Annotated in this window: 15 protein-coding genes and 1 pseudogene; 12 read left to right on the top strand and 4 right to left on the bottom strand. The window is 60.0% G+C overall.

The window, feature by feature from the left end:
- The first annotated feature begins 442 nt into the window (after positions 1-442).
- Positions 443-958 carry a restriction endonuclease gene (locus tag F464_RS31635; protein ID WP_232428966.1) on the top strand — a complete coding sequence of 172 codons (516 nt, stop codon included), beginning with the start codon at positions 443-445 and terminating at the stop codon, positions 956-958.
- A 353-nt stretch (positions 959-1,311) separates the two neighbouring features.
- Here the strand turns inward: F464_RS31635 and F464_RS0116150 are convergent, their stop codons facing one another.
- The 4 genes and pseudogenes from F464_RS0116150 to F464_RS0116160 all read right to left on the bottom strand — a co-directional run bounded on the left by F464_RS0116150 (position 1,312) and on the right by F464_RS0116160 (position 3,861).
- The gene (locus F464_RS0116150; protein WP_018990879.1) at positions 1,312-2,439 is read right to left on the bottom strand and encodes a DUF3883 domain-containing protein; all 1,128 of its coding nucleotides are present in this window, start codon (positions 2,437-2,439) and stop codon (positions 1,312-1,314) included.
- Between the two features lie 96 nt (positions 2,440-2,535).
- The gene (locus F464_RS31640; RefSeq protein WP_232428958.1) at positions 2,536-2,730 is read right to left on the bottom strand and encodes a hypothetical protein; all 195 of its coding nucleotides are present in this window, start codon (positions 2,728-2,730) and stop codon (positions 2,536-2,538) included.
- A 12-nt stretch (positions 2,731-2,742) separates the two neighbouring features.
- Positions 2,743-2,994 (bottom strand): annotated as a pseudogene (locus tag F464_RS32060) (helix-turn-helix domain-containing protein); the annotation flags it as partial.
- A 45-nt stretch (positions 2,995-3,039) separates the two neighbouring features.
- The gene (locus tag F464_RS0116160) at positions 3,040-3,861 is read right to left on the bottom strand and encodes an NYN domain-containing protein (RefSeq protein ID WP_018990881.1); all 822 of its coding nucleotides are present in this window, start codon (positions 3,859-3,861) and stop codon (positions 3,040-3,042) included.
- Between the two features lie 347 nt (positions 3,862-4,208).
- Between F464_RS0116160 and F464_RS0116165 the strand changes: the two genes are divergently transcribed.
- The 11 genes from F464_RS0116165 (at position 4,209) to F464_RS0116220 (ending at position 18,198) form a co-directional block, all read left to right on the top strand.
- Positions 4,209-4,409 (top strand): helix-turn-helix transcriptional regulator, encoded by a 201-nt coding sequence (locus tag F464_RS0116165; RefSeq protein ID WP_018990882.1) that lies wholly within the window; start codon positions 4,209-4,211, stop codon positions 4,407-4,409.
- A gap of 420 nt (positions 4,410-4,829) precedes the next feature.
- Positions 4,830-5,681, top strand: coding sequence for a TnsA endonuclease N-terminal domain-containing protein (locus tag F464_RS29990; RefSeq protein WP_051092309.1), 852 nt, complete (start codon positions 4,830-4,832; stop codon positions 5,679-5,681).
- Positions 5,682-5,971: 290 nt separating this feature from the next.
- The gene (locus F464_RS0116175) at positions 5,972-7,876 is read left to right on the top strand and encodes a hypothetical protein (RefSeq protein WP_018990884.1); all 1,905 of its coding nucleotides are present in this window, start codon (positions 5,972-5,974) and stop codon (positions 7,874-7,876) included.
- Positions 7,877-7,890: 14 nt separating this feature from the next.
- Positions 7,891-9,498: an ATP-binding protein gene (locus tag F464_RS0116180; protein ID WP_084600523.1), complete on the top strand. Its 1,608-nt coding sequence runs from the start codon at positions 7,891-7,893 to the stop codon at positions 9,496-9,498.
- Between the two features lies 1 nt (position 9,499).
- Positions 9,500-11,323, top strand: a complete 1,824-nt coding sequence (locus F464_RS30455; RefSeq protein ID WP_198292282.1) for a TnsD family Tn7-like transposition protein — start codon at positions 9,500-9,502, stop codon at positions 11,321-11,323.
- Positions 11,320-12,084 (top strand): hypothetical protein, encoded by a 765-nt coding sequence (locus tag F464_RS0116195; protein WP_018990888.1) that lies wholly within the window; start codon positions 11,320-11,322, stop codon positions 12,082-12,084. Before F464_RS30455 ends, F464_RS0116195 begins: the two co-directional genes overlap by 4 nt.
- A gap of 173 nt (positions 12,085-12,257) precedes the next feature.
- On the top strand, positions 12,258-12,980 hold the full coding sequence (locus F464_RS0116200; protein ID WP_018990889.1) for a hypothetical protein: 723 nt from the start codon (positions 12,258-12,260) through the stop codon (positions 12,978-12,980).
- Between the two features lie 476 nt (positions 12,981-13,456).
- Positions 13,457-14,404 carry a bifunctional riboflavin kinase/FAD synthetase gene (locus tag F464_RS0116205; protein WP_018990890.1) on the top strand — a complete coding sequence of 316 codons (948 nt, stop codon included), beginning with the start codon at positions 13,457-13,459 and terminating at the stop codon, positions 14,402-14,404.
- A gap of 23 nt (positions 14,405-14,427) precedes the next feature.
- Entirely contained in the window at positions 14,428-17,247 is a 2,820-nt protein-coding gene (gene ileS, locus F464_RS0116210; protein WP_018990891.1) for an isoleucine--tRNA ligase, read from the top strand.
- Positions 17,240-17,773 carry a signal peptidase II gene (lspA, locus tag F464_RS0116215; protein ID WP_018990892.1) on the top strand — a complete coding sequence of 178 codons (534 nt, stop codon included), beginning with the start codon at positions 17,240-17,242 and terminating at the stop codon, positions 17,771-17,773. The genes ileS and lspA overlap by 8 nt, the downstream gene beginning before the upstream one ends.
- Positions 17,770-18,198: an FKBP-type peptidyl-prolyl cis-trans isomerase gene (locus F464_RS0116220; RefSeq protein WP_018990893.1), complete on the top strand. Its 429-nt coding sequence runs from the start codon at positions 17,770-17,772 to the stop codon at positions 18,196-18,198. Before lspA ends, F464_RS0116220 begins: the two co-directional genes overlap by 4 nt.
- Positions 18,199-18,224: the final 26 nt, after the last annotated feature.

Here is an 18,224-nt window from a genome sequence, read left to right on the forward strand (position 1 = left end):
TGCCGAGAGGCCTTGTGCGTCGGGATTTTGACGGTTCCGGGTGGCAGGAAATTCCCGGTCACTTGACAGATAACTAACTATCCAAATTGATTGAGCCATGGCCCGTAGACGCAAGACCTCACCCATCGAGGACTTAATGGAGATTGCCGCCCACTTGCCGTGGCAGGTCGGTGTGACGTTGGCGCTCGTCGCCTATCTGGTACTGCACCACTTTGCCGTGCAGCCCCCGTTACCAGCTCACCCGGATGCGTTGAAAGCGATGGGGAAGACCATCGCTGATGTTGCCGTAACGGGCATCTGGACGACGGTCTCAGGCGTCCTTCAGTATGTCGTCCCACTCGCGTTCCTCGTCGGAGCGGGTGTTTCCTTTTTCAGGCGCCGCCGTCAGGGTGAGCTGCATGGGCGTGTTGCGACCGATTCCTCCGCAGACGCGCTGAACAAAATGAGTTGGCGCGAGTTCGAAGGTCTGGTCGCTGAGACGTTCCGCCAGAAGGGGTACCGCGTAGTGGAGCGTGGCGGCGACGGACCGGACGGCGGGGTTGACCTCGAGGCGTACCAAGGAAGGGATAAATACCTCATCCAATGCAAGCAGTGGAAGGCTCGGCAGGTCGGTGTTGCCACAGTGCGTGAACTGTACGGCGTAATGACTGCCGAACGTGCGGTGGGCGGCTTCGTAGCCGCCTCCGGCAGCTTCACTGCCGATGCCCAGGCGTTTGCAGAAGGTCGTTCCATACGCCTGGTGGATGCTCGCGGGTTGCGTCGCATGATTGGCGGAGTCAAAGTAAGCGCTCACGCGCAGGCACCCGCTCCGAGGCCTGATGCTGCGCCCCCTGCGAATCCTGCATGCCCAAAATGTGGTAGCACCATGGTCCGCCGTACGGCGAAATCTGGCAGCAATGCGGGCAGCGAGTTCTGGGGGTGTGCGAAGTACCCGGCATGTCGAGGCATTCGCAACTAGCGGCGGAGCTCATTGCCCTAATACGCGCAACCTCGCCCGGTAGTCGAGTACCTCGAGCTTGGACCCAGACTGTGGGACTCGTATTGTCTTCCGCCGCGCTTTGATGGTCTTTTCCGAGCCCGCCTAGCGGCCGTTTGCTCAAAGCTACTATTCCTTTGCGAATAGTTACGCTTAACGTAGCTATTCGCAAACGTTTTTGAGACCTCATGGCAAATCCCTAGCCGCTTTGTATGCCCAAAATGCGGCCGCGCGCTGGTCCGCCGTACTGCTAAATCAGGCCGCAATGCGGGCAATGAGTCTGGGGCTGCGCGAAGTATTCGGCGTGTCGAGGCGTTCGTAACTAGCCGTGGCTCTCAATGCCCCAATGCCCGCAGCCTTGCGCGGTAGTCGAGGGCCGCGAGATGGACTGACGCGGTCAGCGGTCCGCGCAGGATAAAAAGTCCCGGGGCCCGCGCGAAGTCGAACACTCTGTATAGACAGAACGCGTCTTCAGCCTCTTCCGAGAACTCCACCTCGTTCTGAGTCACGATGAAGGGCGTGAGCGGGCTACCGTTAGTCGTCTTGACCTCAATGAAGCGAGCGACCTCATCTGGTTCGTAGGACAGGATGTCGTAACCCGTCCCGTCACCGCATCGGTCGGATACCCAATCGATTCGAGAAGCTAGGTCGGGACGAGACTCATCTTCGAGTCGAGCCCCCTCATAGCCGACGACCCATACCTCCCCGTTTCGACCGAGGTTACGGTTATGCTCGTCCCGCGCTGCGTAATCTAGTCGCCTTGGGAGGCGCTCTCGACGCCGGTGCGGTGGCAACGCCTCTGGCATCGGAGGCTCAATAAGCACCCCACGGTAGTTGCGGTTGCCCGGGGTAGTACGGTCCTCAATTGCGTCAACGACGGCTCGTAGAACCTCTTGCGAACGTTGCACCTCAGCAACGACTACCTCGCGCAGCAGGTCCTGTAGATTGGAACGGGGTTTATAGCCACGTATGTATGGAAGACCGAGCTGGTCGAGGACCGCCGAGATGTTCTGGTGCTTCATCTCGATGGAGCCTTTGCTCCGCGCTTTTAATCGCTGCCGCAGTGTCTCGTTATGTTCCGACTTGTTGTACGGTTGGTCGGTGGCCTCCAGACGTAGCATCTCGAAGTAGTCGGTGACGGTGGCTTCGACCTCTTCGCGGCTCCAGTCCTGGCCCACACGAACGACTTCAAAGCCTAGGTCGGCCAACAAGGATTCGACGGTCGCCTCGCCTCCTGAAAACTCGGAGGCTTGAAGGGGGCCGCGCTCAGGGAAGGCATATCCGTAGGCTGCCCCCACGATAGCCTTCGAGTCATAGAGACGACCAGTGGCATTATCTCGGAGCATGTACTCGCGAGACTTGCCGAACCCGTACTTCTCAAGGAAGTACGTTCTGCCAACTCGGTCGTACTCCGACATCGCGGCACGAACGGACCTTGCGTCGCGAATCTCATGAATGCTCATGCCGTCCTCCAGTAGAGCTGCCGGCTTACCAAGCGCTATCGGTTCAGAACCGGCGCACGAGTGAGGCCGGATAGGTGGCCTGCTTACGGTTCGAGCCTAGGGGAGGGGCAAGACCACGCACCAGTCATTCTCCAACTCATTTTCCAGTGATGCGAACAGAAGCTGCATGAGTTCAGCGTCAGTGGGGAGTTCCATGGACTCAGACGGCGCTGCAGATTTCTCATCAGATGCCGCATTGGATGCATCTTCCTTCCTCCCTTCGCTCGGGTCGACTGCCACGAGCTTATCCATGTCAGCCTGCAACTGTAGTGCTTCTAGCACTGAGAGATATGCACGTATTGCGACGTCCGGGTCGCCGCGCTCAACCTTTCGTAGCGTCTCGCTTGAAATTCCAGCACGCTCCGCGAACTGCCTTAGCTGTAGGTGACGTCGCAAGCGTGAACGCCGCAGCCGCCCTCCGAATCGCTCGAGAAGCCGAAGGGAATCAGGCGACAAGGCGGCAGTGGGATAGTTGTGACACGATGCACCTTTGTCTCTGCTGTCACCACTGGACATGGAGCCTCCTCAAAGCGGCCTGAATGGCCGCAGGAGCGAGCGAAATCACCCCTCGACTTCGGCTTGGGACGCGCCGGCATGAGCGGGCGCAGTAACGGTCGCGCCATTACTCCCAGTCGATGCCAAAGAACGCAGTCCGACCGTGTAGTGCCCGCCATCTGCTTTTTTGAGAGCAAGCAGGTCGTACGTCTTAAGCATATCCAGCAGACCAGAATGCCCGTAAATTGCAGGAGAGAAGCCTGGGTCAGTACGCTTGAGGTATTGCCCCAAAGCGCTCAAGTGCACTTGCCCTTCCGACGTGCTTTCTGCGAGTAGTTCGACTGCCTCAACCACGAATCGAGGCCTCCGCTTGATTGTCGTCGGCTTTGGTTGCTCGGATTTTTCCTGAATCGCCTTGGTACCGGCTTGCTCCGCGTCCGTGGGCGCCGGTGCGACCCACTCGAAAAACTGGTCGCTGGCATTGCGCAACGCTTCAGGCGTTTTGGACTCGCCGACGATACACACCGTCGCACCCCGTTCGCGGAGCTTTCGGCATAGGTAGGCGAAGTCGGAGTCACTCGTGACGATGCAAAACTTGTCTGCTCGATGGTCAAACATCGCCTCAAGCGCATCTAGTGCAAGGGCAATGTCAGCGGTGTTCTTTCCCGCGGCGTATTGATACTGAAGACACGGAGTGAATGCCTGACGAACCAACGCCTCCTGCCACGTCTTTGCGAGAGTGCTGTGGTTGCCGTAGCCACGACGGAGCACAACACGACCAAACTGGGCGACGACTCTGAGCGCGTACTCAAGGATTTCGGGGGTTGTGTTGTCGCAGTCTACGAGGACGGCAACGCGAGGTTCAACAGGAAAGGTTGGTCCACTCATCTATCTGCAACAGCTAGGCAAGAATGATGGGGATGATGATGGCACATCCCAAACGGTTTTTGTTCCCTTGACGATGCGCTTCAAATGGTGCGTAGCGGCGAGTCCCCCGCCGCGCTCCTCACCGGCGTGTTCTACCTCGTCGCGAGTGCCGTTCAAAAGTTGTGGCAGCGAACCCATCTACTAACCGGCACTTGAACAACGTGCCCCATCGCAGCATCAGAGGCGCCATCGCTACATGTCGCTCCTGAACCTCCGCTGCGATAGCTATATGCCGTTGTGTCGCCTGTCGGCACATATCGGCACGCCGTGGCGCCATCCCGCCCGCGGGCCTCATCGAGGAGCTTTGCATGCAGAACCTGCTGGATATACACGAACTGGCGACCGTCCTCGGCCGGAGTCCGGAAACCCTCAAGAAGGACTTACGACGGAATCCCTTGGCCGTCCCGCCTCGGCTGCACATTCCCGGTACGCGGATGCTGCGATGGCGGGAGACTGACGTCGAGGCGTGGCTCGCTGCACATACCCTTACTTCTTCGACGCTCACCTGAGTTCGATGCCTCTCACTGCTTGAAGGACTCGTTCCTACGCATCGTCAGCCACGAAACGAGCCGCTATCCGTGGCACTGAAGCCATCCGACAAAGTGGCCCTGCGGCTGCGAAACACAACCTCCGCACGCCTTCTTCGCATCGACGCAACTCCTCTGCCCGCACGCCAAAGATAAATCTCGTACAAGCGAGATTTCCCGCCTGGGGCCCCGCATTCAAATATTTTGGCAGGGCGAAACACGAATTCCAATTAATTAACTATCAAGTTCACCAAATATACTTTATTTAATCGGCAAGTTTACTTCCGCTCCGGAATGGCGTTTCATTCGCATCATTTCTATCAAATGGATGGTGCGTAGTGAGGATTGGAATTCGGTGCTCAGATGGACTAACGAAAATCAGCTTCCGATTCAGGAGAAGCCGTGGGACGTAGTCGTTACCAATGGAGCGAGAGGAAAATCCAGCGCTGGGTCAAGCAGGGCCGAGGCCAAGGGGCCGGCTCGCACTACCTACCGTGGTTGCGGGTCAGTGATGTCCCCTCGAGAGGTTTTTCCCATCGAGTCTGGGGCGAAATTACAGGCCGTATTCACCACCTCCTCTCTTACCTCGAGTATCAGGTATATCTCTGGTGCCTGCTTTTCGACGGAATAATTGATATCCGTGAAGCGTACCCGCTCAATCGAGAAGATACGCGGCGCATCGCCAAAGCACTCGGCTGTGTGCATCCACGCTACCCGCAGACAAGCATCAATACCGTTATGACTACGGACCTTCTGCTCACTCGCATCGTCGCGGGCATCGTGGAGTATGTAGCACTGTCAGTGAAACCGTCATCCGAGCTGGCAAATCATCGAGTCGTCGAAAAACTCCTAATCGAACGCAACTACTGGCTCGAGCGGGGAGTTCACTTCTATGTCATGACCGAAAGGGAGCTACCAAAGGTGGTTCTGCGCAACTTTGACCGCATTCGATTCGCGCTGAATCTGTCCCTGCACCCTGACTTCTCGCCTGAGCAAGCTCGCAGTTTGCAGCGGGTCCTACTCGACCTCTTCCCTCAGCGGAAAACCGTGACCTACGCCGAATTCTGTACGGAGTTCGACGCAAGACTTGGACTGACATCAGGCGATACGCACTATCTGCTGACGAACCTCATGGGAAACGGCGTCGTGACGTTCGACATGCAACGAGAGTGGGATGTCGGATACCAGATTCGAGAGCTGCATGTTTGCCCGAACGCGCTGGACAAACTTGCACAGGACGGGTCAGCGGTCTAATGAAGCACAGACATTCTATTGCCGAAGGAGAAATTGTGCGAAACCCTGAGTCTGGGATTCGCTATCGGATTTTGTTCCTTAAGCGCGACGAAGCCATAGTTTTTGATGTCGATGCTCCCGTGGGCCCCAAGAGCATACCGCCTGCAAGACGCAAGGAGAGCCACAAAAGGGGAAGAACGGACTCTGACAATCCGCGCGTCAAACCCGCCGTACCAGAATCGAGACCCCTAGGCGTTCTGGTTCAGTGGCCTAAAGAATCATGGCCAGTCGCGATTCGGGACCGAGACGGCTTGACCGACGCGGAGCAGAAATTCTATGACCGTGCGTCGGCTGTTGTCGAGTTTCTCCATCAAGACGAACCTTCTATCTATTATCCCAAAGAGCGCGCCGCGCTCATAAGGGCAGCAATCGATAAATTCCACCTCACCCAACGCACCATCCGGAAATACCTTAGAAGCTATTGGCGGGCGGGGAAGGACACCCAGGCACTCACCTCGGACTTATCCAACTGCGGTGCGGCGGGAAAGCTCCGGGTCCCTAACAGCGCGAAACGAGGTCGCCCACGCTCCCAGTGGCTTCAGGACCGGATTGGCCCCGGCACCAACGTCCAAGCCAGCGACCAGCACAACATCAAGAAGGCGGCGGAGTGGTACCGAGGGAACGTCAAAAATACCTTGGAGGACGCATATCTTTGGATGTTGGGTGCCTATTACAGCAATTCGTTTGCAAATGACGATGGGACGGCCGCTTGGGGAGCAGACCCGCGAGTAACTATAAACTTTCAGCAATTTGAATATCACTGTGCCAGGTATCTTAATCCCTTCGACAATGAGCGACGCAAGGCGGAAAAGAGCAGGGGCAGCAAGAAACCCCGCGACCGTCACGTGGGAGCTCAAACAGCCGCCCTCGAGGTCGGCACGGTCGCCGAGATTGATGCCCTTCATACCAACATTTCCCTAGTTTCATCCGACCGTAACTTTGTCATAGGCGGCCTCGTCGTCTTCATCGTAATTGAGTACGTCAGTGCCCTAATTATCGGTTTCTCTGTGGGGTGGGATGGAGAGCCTTACGAATCGTGTGCGGACGCATTGGTGAAATGCGTGACCGACAAGGTCGAGTGGTGTGCGCAATACGGCATCGGTATTGAAGCTGACGAATGGCCGGCACGGCACTGTCCGCAGCATTTCCATACGGACCGGGGAAGTGCGTTCATGAGCCAGATGGCGGACCGCATCGTCGAAGTCATGCGCCCCAATCGGTTTACGAATACGCCACCGATGTCTCCGGAAAGCAAAGGTGGCGTTGAGAACACGGTCAGGCTCGTTAAGAACGTGTTCATGGCGATGTACCCCGGCACATGGATAGGAAAGGTGGGGTCTCAAAACCGCGGGGTACCTAGCCCGCACAAGGATGCGGCCCTGACACGGAATGATTTCATTCGAGCTTTCATGAATGTCGTGCTCGATGTGAATCAAAAGGTCAGACAGACAGCGACTTCGCCGCAAAGAGTGGCTCGAGGCGTGCCGAACAGCCCGGTCGCAATCTACAACGACGCCCTACGAACCCATCGACACCGTTTGCGCCGCCTTGCCCCGGTCAGACTGGAGGCAGACCTAATGACGCGAATGAATGCGTCCGTTTCCGACGAGGGCATCTACCTGGGTTACGAGCTGTATTACCTACCAGATGACGTGCGGCATTATCAGAGTGCGTGGTTTAAGAAAATGGCCCAAGACAAAACCAAGGTCAAACTCGCCCTCAATCGCGAAACGGTCGATGTTGCATTTCTCTGTCGCGGTGGTAAGGAAGAAGGGTTCATTTCCTGCTCACTGAGCCCTCGTTCCGCCCAATTTCGCGGGATGTCACTGCGTGAGGTTCAGATGAACAGAACCCGGCAGAACGAACTCAATACGCTGGAAAAGCACAACCGCCTGTCTGACCGCACGGAGCGCAGGGCTTCCATGCAGCGAGATGCAAAGGAAGCACAAGCGAAAACCCAGAAAGCCGTCGGATATATCCCCAACTCTGAGCGGGACATCAGCAACCGCCGCGAGCATCGCAGCAACGAACGCGCGATTGAACGACAAAAGCTGCAAGAAGACTTGCGTCATCGTCACGGACACGTTCCGTCGCAAGCACCTCCTCCGACAACCGATGCCGATAGTTTTGATTATCCTGACATCGACGATGAATAACATTTAGTTCGACCATGAAAAGAAAACGCACTCTTCTACCTCCCTCGAACGCACATATCCGTATTGTCGATGCGGTCTACAGGCCTAGTCAGGTGCCGCACTATCTGGGAAATCCGCTTATCGAGGCTTTACCACCGCTGCTTGGGGATGATGTATGGCGAGGACGTCTCGAACGCATTCCCGAATTCAATGCCGAGGAACGCACTTTATCCCCAGAGGTGCGCCAGCACTGCGTTATGGCAATGAAACGCATTTTCGTCGTTCAAAGCCGCCATCTGGAGATACGCGAAAAGCTCGATTTACTGCTTCGAACAGCCTATGTCGGAGTGAGCATGGGGGAGTCCGAACGTCGTCAGCGGGCGCAGCTGTGGTACGAATGTATCCAGACCGGTAAGGTGCCTCCGTCTGAGGACGAAGGGCAAGCCAGTGGCGAGTTCTTTTCCATCATCGGCAGTAGTGGGATGGGTAAGAGCTGGTCATTTCAACGCTTTCAGGAGTGGATGCCCGACGTAATCCGCCACCCGGGATTACATCTCATTCAAGTTCCTATCATATATGTGCAATGTCCGCACAACGGCAGCACGAGGGATTTCGCTTGCGGCATTCTTCGAGCCTTTGACCGCTTGCTGGGGACAACCTTTGAAGCTGAAAACGAACGGGCGAACGAAGAGACTCTCATCGCCGTCGCCTCAGCCCTTATGGACCAGTATTTCGTCGGCTTGCTTGTCATAGACGAAATCCAGAGCCTCTCACACAGAAAGAGCGGTGGCCGTTCGGAGTTTCTGGACTTCTTCCTGCAGCTCTTTAATGTCTTGCACTTGTCGATAGTCGTGATTGGGACGATGAAGGCCGCGAGTGTTCTGCAAACCACATTCCGCCAAGCGCGCCGGGTTTCAAGCATGGGAACCGTGGTCTGGGAGCGGTTCAAAGCCACCGACACGGGCTGGCGCCGCCTGGTCAAAACCCTTTGGAAATATCAATGGCTGCCGGAGCCGACGTCCCTTTCAGACGACATTGTCGAGACGCTATACGCCGAGACACAGGGCATCACGGCATTGCTTGTGCGTCTGCTGATTCTTGTGCAACACAGGGCGATTACACTGGGACTCACGAGCCTCTCCCCGGGTCTTATCAGAAAAGTTGCCAAGGACAACTTCAGCATACTGCGACCGATGCTGAACGCTTTGCGTTCTGGGAACCCCGCACGGATTGCAAAATACGACGACTTTCTCATCCCCGAGCTGGAAGACTTTCCGGAAGTGTCTGGAGCTTTCCCCCGTCAGTCCCTGGAGGACACGGAAAGCGCCGAAGGCGCTGCGGCAAAGGAGGCGAGTACTCGAGAGGCTGTTCTCAACTCACTTGCTGGATTTGGCGTTTCAGCAACGGTTGCCGAGTTTCATGTGAACGCGGTGCTGAACATCTCCCCTGACATCGAGCCGATGGCACTCATGAATGAGGTGCTAAACCGTATCGCTGGAAAGCCGGCCCGAAAATCATCGCGGACTACGAAACGGAAGACCGAGCCAGACCTGCCGAATGGCTATGACGAGGTGAAAAAAGCGGGCTGGCTGCCGCCTGATGGTGGCTTGGATAGCAGCGAACTCCTCGGAAAGAAGGACTGAGATGCCTCTCGGCATCATAGACGCACCCCGTCCATATCCGGATGAGCTGCATTTCGGATACTTCGGCAGGCTGGAGACCTACTGGTTAGCTCGCTCCGCGAATGCGCTGAACAGGCATTTGCGGGGAGGGACTACGGGCCATGCCTCTACAGACTTGCTGCTTTGCTCTGAAGAGCAGGGTCACCTGCTTGCGGCATTGGGCATCGAGAGCGGAGCCTTCGTCTGGCAACACACTCTTTTGCCGTACTACCTTGGTTTCAGGACTTCAGAGGAGCGCGCCCGGATTTTCGGGCGCCTGAGAGCGGCAACACTCATCGGAATGCACTTTCTGGCGGGCTTCTCGTCCAGCCGCGTCAAACGACCTCGTTTTTTTCGATACTGCCGGACTTGTTGGCGTTCAGAAAATGTCGATTTTGGCGAGGTGTTCGTGAAGCGCCTGTTCCAGCTACCTGGCGTCCTCGTCTGCCCAGAGCATAGTGAGCCCTTGTACGAGACGTCGGTACTCTTCCGGCCGGTTTCGAGCCGGGCGTTTTGGCACTTTACTCCGTCGGATGGGACGCAAAAACGAACGTTCGAACCTGACTCCGAGAGTCGGACTCAGCTCGCGCGGTTCCTGGCCTTGGATGCTCGGCGCGTTCTGCTGCAGGGCGCCTCGACACATCCCCGAGCGGAGTGCCTGCAGGCGGATTACCACCGCGCGCTACAGCATCTCGGGCTCGCCTCCAAGAATCGCCATCCCTTGGAATTCGAATCAGCCTTCCTAGCCATGTATCCGATGGATTTTCTTGAAAAGCTGGGACTCGGCTTTGAGCCTGGGCACGAGGGCAATTGGCTGCGGAGACTCGTGCGGAAACCCGAGCGACAGCCTCACCCACTTGAGCACATCCTGCTGCGTCGCTTTGTCGAGCATCATCTGGGGAGGGAGTGCTGGCCTTCGATGGAAGCCGAACGCTGGCCTTGTCTCTCACCGTTGCAACCGCATCCGGGGAAGACAGAGGTGGAAGCGGTCCATCTACGTTACGACAGTCGACGGGACGCCTGGAACGGCACATTTCAATGTGCTTGTGGCTTCCGTTACTGCGGCGGCGGGAGCGGATTCCCCTCGTCCGTTGGTTTGCTTCGTCATCAGGTGCTTGCGCATTCGCCCTACCTACGCGTACGCGCTCGCGCGTTGGCCCAGGACGGATGTTCGGCCAGTGCAATTGCCCAACAGCTGAAAGTTGACCGTACAACCGTACGCGCGTGGTTAGACCATCATGTAGGCCAGAAAGCGCCTCGCTCGCCCGAGGCGCAGGAGGCTGACCGGAAAGCCTGGCTGTTGCTCGTCAAGCAGCATCCGGAAGGCATGCTCAAGGACCTGCGCAAGCTCGCACCTTCTTTGTTTACTAGGCTGTACAAACAAGATGGCGCATGGCTCCAAGGCGCACCACCTGTTCGCCGTCACCACCACTCACAGAGGCACCAAGGCTTCTGGGAAAGCCGCGACCAAATACTTTCGCAGGAGGTCGCCCAACGTGCCGACGAAATTCGCCAGCGCGAACCTCCAGTGCGGGTCACCATCAGTCGCCTTGGGCGTGAACTCGGGCTGTTGAACCTTTTCCGCACGAGACTGGCGCTACTCCCGTCGGTCGGAGAAGTGCTCGCCAGGTCCGTCGAGACCGTTGAGGCATTCCAACTCCGACGTCTCGAGCGTGCGCTTCACGACTCGCTAGCTCGAAGGAATCGAAGTGCATTGATGCGAGCGGCCGGTTTGACGCATCAATCCGTGCGCCCATGTGTAGCGCAGGCAATCGATAGATTACTTTCGGGTGAGGTGACGCCATGAAGAACCCAAACATCGCGTGGTTCAATGGTGTTTTCAGAGATGAGGCCGGTCAGTGGATGCTGGATGCACTGATGTCAGAGAACGGTCAAACGGCGCATCGGCCCGTCGCCATTCTTGAGTCTGCTCGAATGGACATGACCAGCCTCGGCCAATGGGCGCAGATGCGTGCGCAGACCTTCTTCGAGGAGACCAGCCTCTTCTTGGCCCATGGACAAAAGCTCGTGGATGCACGTCCCCTCATCCGGAAGCTGTCGCCCGGACTGCAGGTCAGCAACAGACATGCGGTTTTCCGGTTCGATGTTGGTAGCCACATCTATCTGGTTCCTGGCCTGTTCATTATTGGCAGGCTGTTTCTGTCGGTACGGTCAGTAGCCAAATATGTGCTGCAACCGGGGATGTTTGAATCTTTTGTAGACCCAGCACCCCTCGTGCGCGATGGGACAGTCACGATAAGACTGCCCCCCCATCTTTCAGTCAATCAGTGTTCGGAAGGTCTCGCCCGTGCCTTGGCATGGCTTGCCGTCGATGAAAGCGCTGCGCGCGCATGGCGAAGCGTCTGGTACAACGCAATGGACGGCCGAATCGACTTAACCTTGCCAGAAGTCACCATGCACGGTCGGCTTGGCGGAATAGAGATTGAAGGCATGCGACTGGTCACGTGGTCACGCGAGGTGACATTCAACACCAATGTTCCCGGCAATCTTCAGGTAACGAGCAAGCGCGGCACGACGAAGGTCTTCAAACGGGGCAACAACCTCTAAGGCAGCGCGTGCCTCACGCACCTGCAAGACAATTTCTTTTCTTGTCGGTCCGCCGCAACGTCCTAGATTGGCCAAGTTCGTCTCGGGGTTTTCTATTGGCTGTGATGCGCCCGCCAGGCGCATAAGCCTTTCGCATGCTATGTTTCCGTTCAAATTCGTGACGGAGGCGGCAAATGGCGCGCGTCAATTGCTCGTGCGGCGGCGAGAACGAACGGTGTTTCAAGTGCGACGGGCGCGGGTACTACGACGACCGCGACGACCGTGCTCCGTTGACGGAGCTTAGCCCCGGCGCCGGTCCCAGTTTCTACGTGGACGCCGCGCAGCGGCCGGCTCGTAGTCGCGCGAAGGCGAAGAGAGCGAAGAAGCAGCGCGTTCGCGAAGCAGCTACCGCCACCTCTGGGAGGCTGACTGCACCTGTTCGTCCGACACCGGCGCAATCTAACGATATCGTCGAGACAGTCATTGACTCGGGCGGCGACAAAGTGACCTGCTGCTACCCTCGCGGCCGCTATCGCGACGCCCAAGTACCGCGTGCGGTGTCGCTGATACTCGAGCGGGTGCGCAAGTACGCGCCGCGGGGACCTAATCTCAAGTTTCGACATCAGTACCAGATTCGACGAGTGACGCTGCGAGGCGACTTGGTGGCCACCATCGAGCTGCACAATCGGCTGACCAGTCGTACTGTTCGGGCGCATACGGATGCACAGGGCTTTGTGCGATTCGAGCGCCAACCCGCAGAGTTCCTTGGTGCGCCCCGGAAGACCGACTGGGCGCGGGAATCACCGACGAGTTCGTGGGCTCAGGAGCGGCAGCACGACGCTACGCGTGACTACTGGCGAATACGCGACCATGGCCAGTTCGAGTCACACCCGTCCCACGACGACTACGACGACTGACAACCTCCTTACCGTTGAGGGGGCGGTAGGTAATCCAGCATTACCACCTAATGCACGGCAAGTTGGCGCAGGTGACAAGCGCTGCGGTTCGCCGGGCCAAGTGCCCTGAACCTTGCATACGCAACGGGCACTCGAGGTCGCGGGCAAGCCTCACAAGACTTCTCGCGGGTAGAGGCACTGACATTCGCCAGGGGGTAACGACTATTTTCTTGGGCACTCGTTGATGAGAAGGGATGAACCACGAAAAATTCAGGACTTTATTTTTGGACGTTTGGTGACGCTTCCCCTAAGTCCTTGATTCAGCCAGCCCTCAGCATACAACTATATTCTGGCCCCCCAACTGATTCTCCGCGGCCTGCCGCGACGGAGGCACAGACGCCAGCTTCCCGCTTGCGCCGCCCCCCCTAAGCACCTTCTGCGCCCGCCCCCCAGAGCGGGCGCGTTGTCGTTATAATTACGGCTTTTTTCAGGCGGTTATGCAGGTTTTTCGCGGGATTCCCGGGCACGCCGCACAACCTTCGGTGCTCACCATCGGCAACTTCGACGGCGTGCATCGCGGCCACCAGGCACTGCTCCAGTTGCTCATCGACACCGCACGCACAATGTCGCTGCCCGCGGTGGTGATGACGTTCGAGCCCCATCCGCGCGAATACTTCTCGCCGGACGACGCCCCCGCCCGTCTCGCATCGCTGCGTGAAAAGCTGCTGCTCCTCGCCTCTGCCGGGGTCGACCGCGTCCATGTCTGCCGATTCGACGCCCGCTTCGCCGCCGTGACGGCCGACCAGTTCATCGACGACATTCTCGTGCGCGGGCTGGGCGTGCGCCATCTCATCATCGGCGACGACTTCCGCTTCGGCGCGCGCCGCCAGGGCGACTTCGCACTGCTCGAGACGCGCGGCGCCCGGCTGGGTTTCGCCGTCGAGGCGATGCACACGCTGGACGTCGCCGGCGAACGCGCCTCCAGCTCGGCCGTGCGCGAGGCGCTGGCAGAAGGGGATCTCGCCCACGCCGCGCACCTGCTCGGACGCCCCTACAGCATCGCGGGGCGCGTGATCCGCGGCGACCAGATCGGCCGCAAGCTCGGCTTCCCGACCGCCAACATCCAGATGAAGCACCGTCGCCCCGCGCTGTCCGGGGTCTTCGCGGTGAGCGTCGAAGGCCTCGGCGAGAAGCCGGTCGCCGGCGTCGCCAACATCGGCGTGCGGCCGTCCGTGACCAGTGCCGGGAAACCCACACTCGAAGTGCACCTCTTCGACTGGAACCGCGACTGCTACGACGCCCACCTGCGCGTGCATTTCCTCAACAAGCTGCGCGACGAGATGAAGTTCCCTTCCCTCGACGCCCTCAAGGCCCGGATTGCCCAGGATGCGGATGACGCCCGCACCTGGTTCGCCGACAACCCCTCTGTCCTCGATCGCCGCTGATCGACCTGACGCCGGAACCCAACATGGCTGACTACCGCAAGACGCTCAACCTGCCCGACACCCCCTTCCCGATGCGCGGCGACCTCGCCAAGCGCGAGCCGGGCTGGATCGCCGCATGGCAGCAGCAGAAGCTCTACCAGAAGATCCGCAAGGCCGCGGCCGGCCGGCCCAAGTTCGTCCTGCACGACGGCCCCCCGTACGCGAACGGCGACATCCACATCGGCCACGCGGTGAACAAGATCCTCAAGGACATCATCGTCCGCTCCAAGACCATGGCGGGCTTCGATGCGCCCTACGTGCCGGGCTGGGACTGCCACGGCCTGCCGATCGAGCACCAGATCGAGAAGCAGCACGGCAAGCACCTGCCGGCCGACCGCGCGCGCGAACTGTGCCGCGAGTATGCGGGCGAGCAGATTGAACGGCAGAAGAAGGACTTCATCCGCCTCGGCGTGCTCGGCGACTGGGACCACCCCTACCGCACGATGCAGTTCTCCAACGAGGCCGACGAGATCCGCGCGCTCGGCGAGATGTATCGCAAGGGTTTCCTGTTCAAGGGCCTGAAGCCGGTGAACTGGTGCTTCGATTGCGGCTCGGCGCTCGCCGAGGCAGAAGTCGAATACCAGGACAAGAAATCCCCGGCGATCGACGTCGGCTTCCCCGTCACCGACGCCGACCGGTCGAAACTCGCGCACGCCTTCGGCCTCGACGCCCTGCCCGAGCAGCCCGTGTACATCGTGATCTGGACCACGACGCCGTGGACGATTCCGTCGAACCAGGCGCTCAACGTGCATCCCGAACTGATGTACGAGCTGGTCGAAACCCCCAAGGGCCTAGTGATCCTCGCCGCCGAACTGCGCGCATCCGCCCTCGAACGCTACCAGCTCGAAGGCCGCGTGCTCGCTGCCGCGCGTGGCGTCGCGCTCGACCGCATCCAGTTCCGCCACCCCTTCTACGACCGCGTCTCGCCGGTATTCCTCGGCGACTACGTCGCGGCCGACGCCGGTACCGGCATCGTGCATAGCGCGCCGGCCTACGGCCTGGACGACTTCCAGTCGTGCATGCGCTACGGCATGCGCAACGATGACATCCTCAACCCGGTGCAGGGCGACGGCGTGTTCCATGAAAGCCTGCCCTTCTTCGGCGGCCTGTCGGTGTGGGACGCCAACCCGAAGATCGTCGAGAAGCTCGCCGAGGTCGGCAACCTGTTCGCGTCCGGCAACATCACGCACAGCTACATGCACTGCTGGCGCCACAAGACGCCCGTGATCTACCGTGCGACGACGCAATGGTTCGTCGGCATGGACCGCCTCCCCGGCCGCGACGCCGTCGAGCCGGGCGCACCGACCCTGCGCGAACTGGCGCTCAAGGCAATCGACGAGACCCAGTTCTTCCCGTCCTGGGGCAAGGCACGCCTGCACTCGATGATCGCCAACCGTCCTGACTGGTGCGTGTCGCGCCAACGCAACTGGGGCGTGCCGATCACGTTGTTCCTCGACAAGGAAACCGGCGAGCCGCATCCGCGCAGCCTGGAACTGCTCGAAGAAGTCGCCAAGCGCGTCGAGAAGGAAGGCATCGACGCCTGGTTCAAGCTCGACGCCGCCGAACTCCTCGGCGCCGAAGCCGCGCAGTACGACAAGATGCGCGACACCCTCGACGTCTGGTTCGACTCCGGCACGACCCACTGGACGGTACTGCGCGGCTCGCACGCCGACGACAGCCGCTGGCCCGCCGACCTCTACCTCGAAGGCTCGGACCAGCACCGCGGCTGGTTCCACTCGTCGCTGCTCACCGGCTGCGCGATCGACGGCCGCGCGCCGTACGACGGTCTGCTGACCCACGGCTTCGTCGTCGACGGCCAGGGCAAGAAGATGTCGAAGTCCAAGGGCAACGTCGTCGCCCCGCAGGAAGTGTCCGACAAGCTCGGCGCCGAGATCCTGCGCCTGTGGGTCGCCGCGACGGACTACTCGGGCGAGCTGACGATCTCGAAGGAGATCCTCGACCGCGTCGTCGAAGTCTATCGCCGCCTGCGCAACACGCTACGCTTTCTGCTCGCGAACACCGCCGACTTCGACATCGCCAGGGATGGCGTGCCGGTCGAACAGTGGCTCGACATCGACCACTACGCCCTCGCGCTGACACAGCGCCTGCAGGAGCAGGTCACCGGCGACTACTCGCGCTACGAATTCCACAAGATCGTCCAGGCGCTGCAGAACTTCGCCGCGGAAGACCTCGGCGCGTTCTACCTCGACATCCTCAAGGACCGCCTGTACACGACCCAGGCGAATTCGCGCGCGCGCCGCGCGGCGCAGACCGCGCTGTGGCACATCACGCAGGCCATCACCCGCATGATGGCGCCCATCCTCACCTTCACCGCCGAGGAGATCTGGCAGCTCGTCGGCCAGGACGCGGACGACAGCGTCATGCTGCACACCTGGCACGAGCTGCCCGCGCTCGCAGACAGCGAAGCGCTGGTCGCCCGCTGGACGCTGATCCGCGAGGAGCGCGCGAAGGTGCAGAAGGTTCTCGAAGGCCTGCGCACCGAAAGCAGGATCGGCTCCTCGCTGCAGGCCGAGGTCGTCGTGCGTGCGAGCGGCGCGAAGCACGACGCGCTGGCGAGCCTCGGCGACGACCTGCGCTTCGTGCTGATCACCTCGCGCGCAGAACTCATACGCGCCGCCGACGAGGCGACCGAGGGCGTCGACGCGGGCTCTTCGGCGCACGTCAAGTGCGGCCGTTGCTGGCACTTCCGCGAGGACGTCGGCAGCCACGCCGATCACCCCGAACTGTGCGGCCGCTGCCACGACAACCTTTTCGGCGCCGGGGAAACGCGCGTCCATGCGTGATTCCGCCGCAGCCCCGCAAGCGGCGCTGACGCGCCGCTTCTTCGGCTGGCTCGAACTCGCGGCGCTGGTGATCGGCCTGGACCAGCTGACGAAATGGCTCGTGCTGTCCAGGTTCGAGTTTGGCGAAGCCGTGCCGGTCACGGACTTTTTCCAGCTCGTGCTGGTCTACAACCCGGGCGCGGCGTTCAGCTTTCTCGCCGACCACTCGGGCTGGCAGCGCTGGTTCTTCGTGATCCTCGCCCTGGGCGTCTGCGGCTGGCTCCTCGCGCTGCTGCGCCAGCACCAGCGCGAAACGCTCCTGCCGCTCGCCTTCAGCCTGCTGATCGGCGGCGCGCTGGGCAACGTGATCGACCGCCTCGTACATGGCGCCGTCGTCGATTTCCTCTATTTCCACATCGGTCGCTACGGCTGGCCGGCCTTCAATCTTGCTGACTCGGCGATTACCGTCGGCGTCGCCCTGATGCTGTGGGCACAGTTCCGCGCCCCCCGCGACATCAGCAACACCACTCCGGAGAACCCCTCGTGACGCAGACCGTCCAACCGAACAGCCTCGTAACGCTGCACTACTGCATCGCGCTCGAAAACGGCCAGCCGCTCATCAGCACCTTTGAGGGGACGCCCGCAACGCTGCAACTCGGCGCCGGCGAACTGCTGCCCACCCTCGAGCGCCTGCTCACCGGCCTGACTGTCGGCACCCGCCAGCAGTTCACGCTGGCGCCCGAGGAAGCCTTCGGCCCGCACAACCCCGAGCTGATCGAGCATGTGAAGCGCGAACACATGCCGGAAGGGGAGATCGAACCGATGACGATCATGGAATTCGGCGCGCCCGACGGCAACCGTTACTCGGGTCTCGTGCGCGAAATCGACGACGTCCGCGCGATCGTCGACTTCAACCACCCGCTCGCCGGCAAGACCATCCGCTTCGAGGTGGACATCATCGGCGTTCTCTGAGGCCCCCAGGCGCTCCCGACCCCGAC

The organism is Aromatoleum toluclasticum ATCC 700605, assembly GCF_000378245.1.
In the GTDB taxonomy this organism is placed as follows: Bacteria; Pseudomonadota; Gammaproteobacteria; order Burkholderiales; family Rhodocyclaceae; genus Aromatoleum; species Aromatoleum toluclasticum.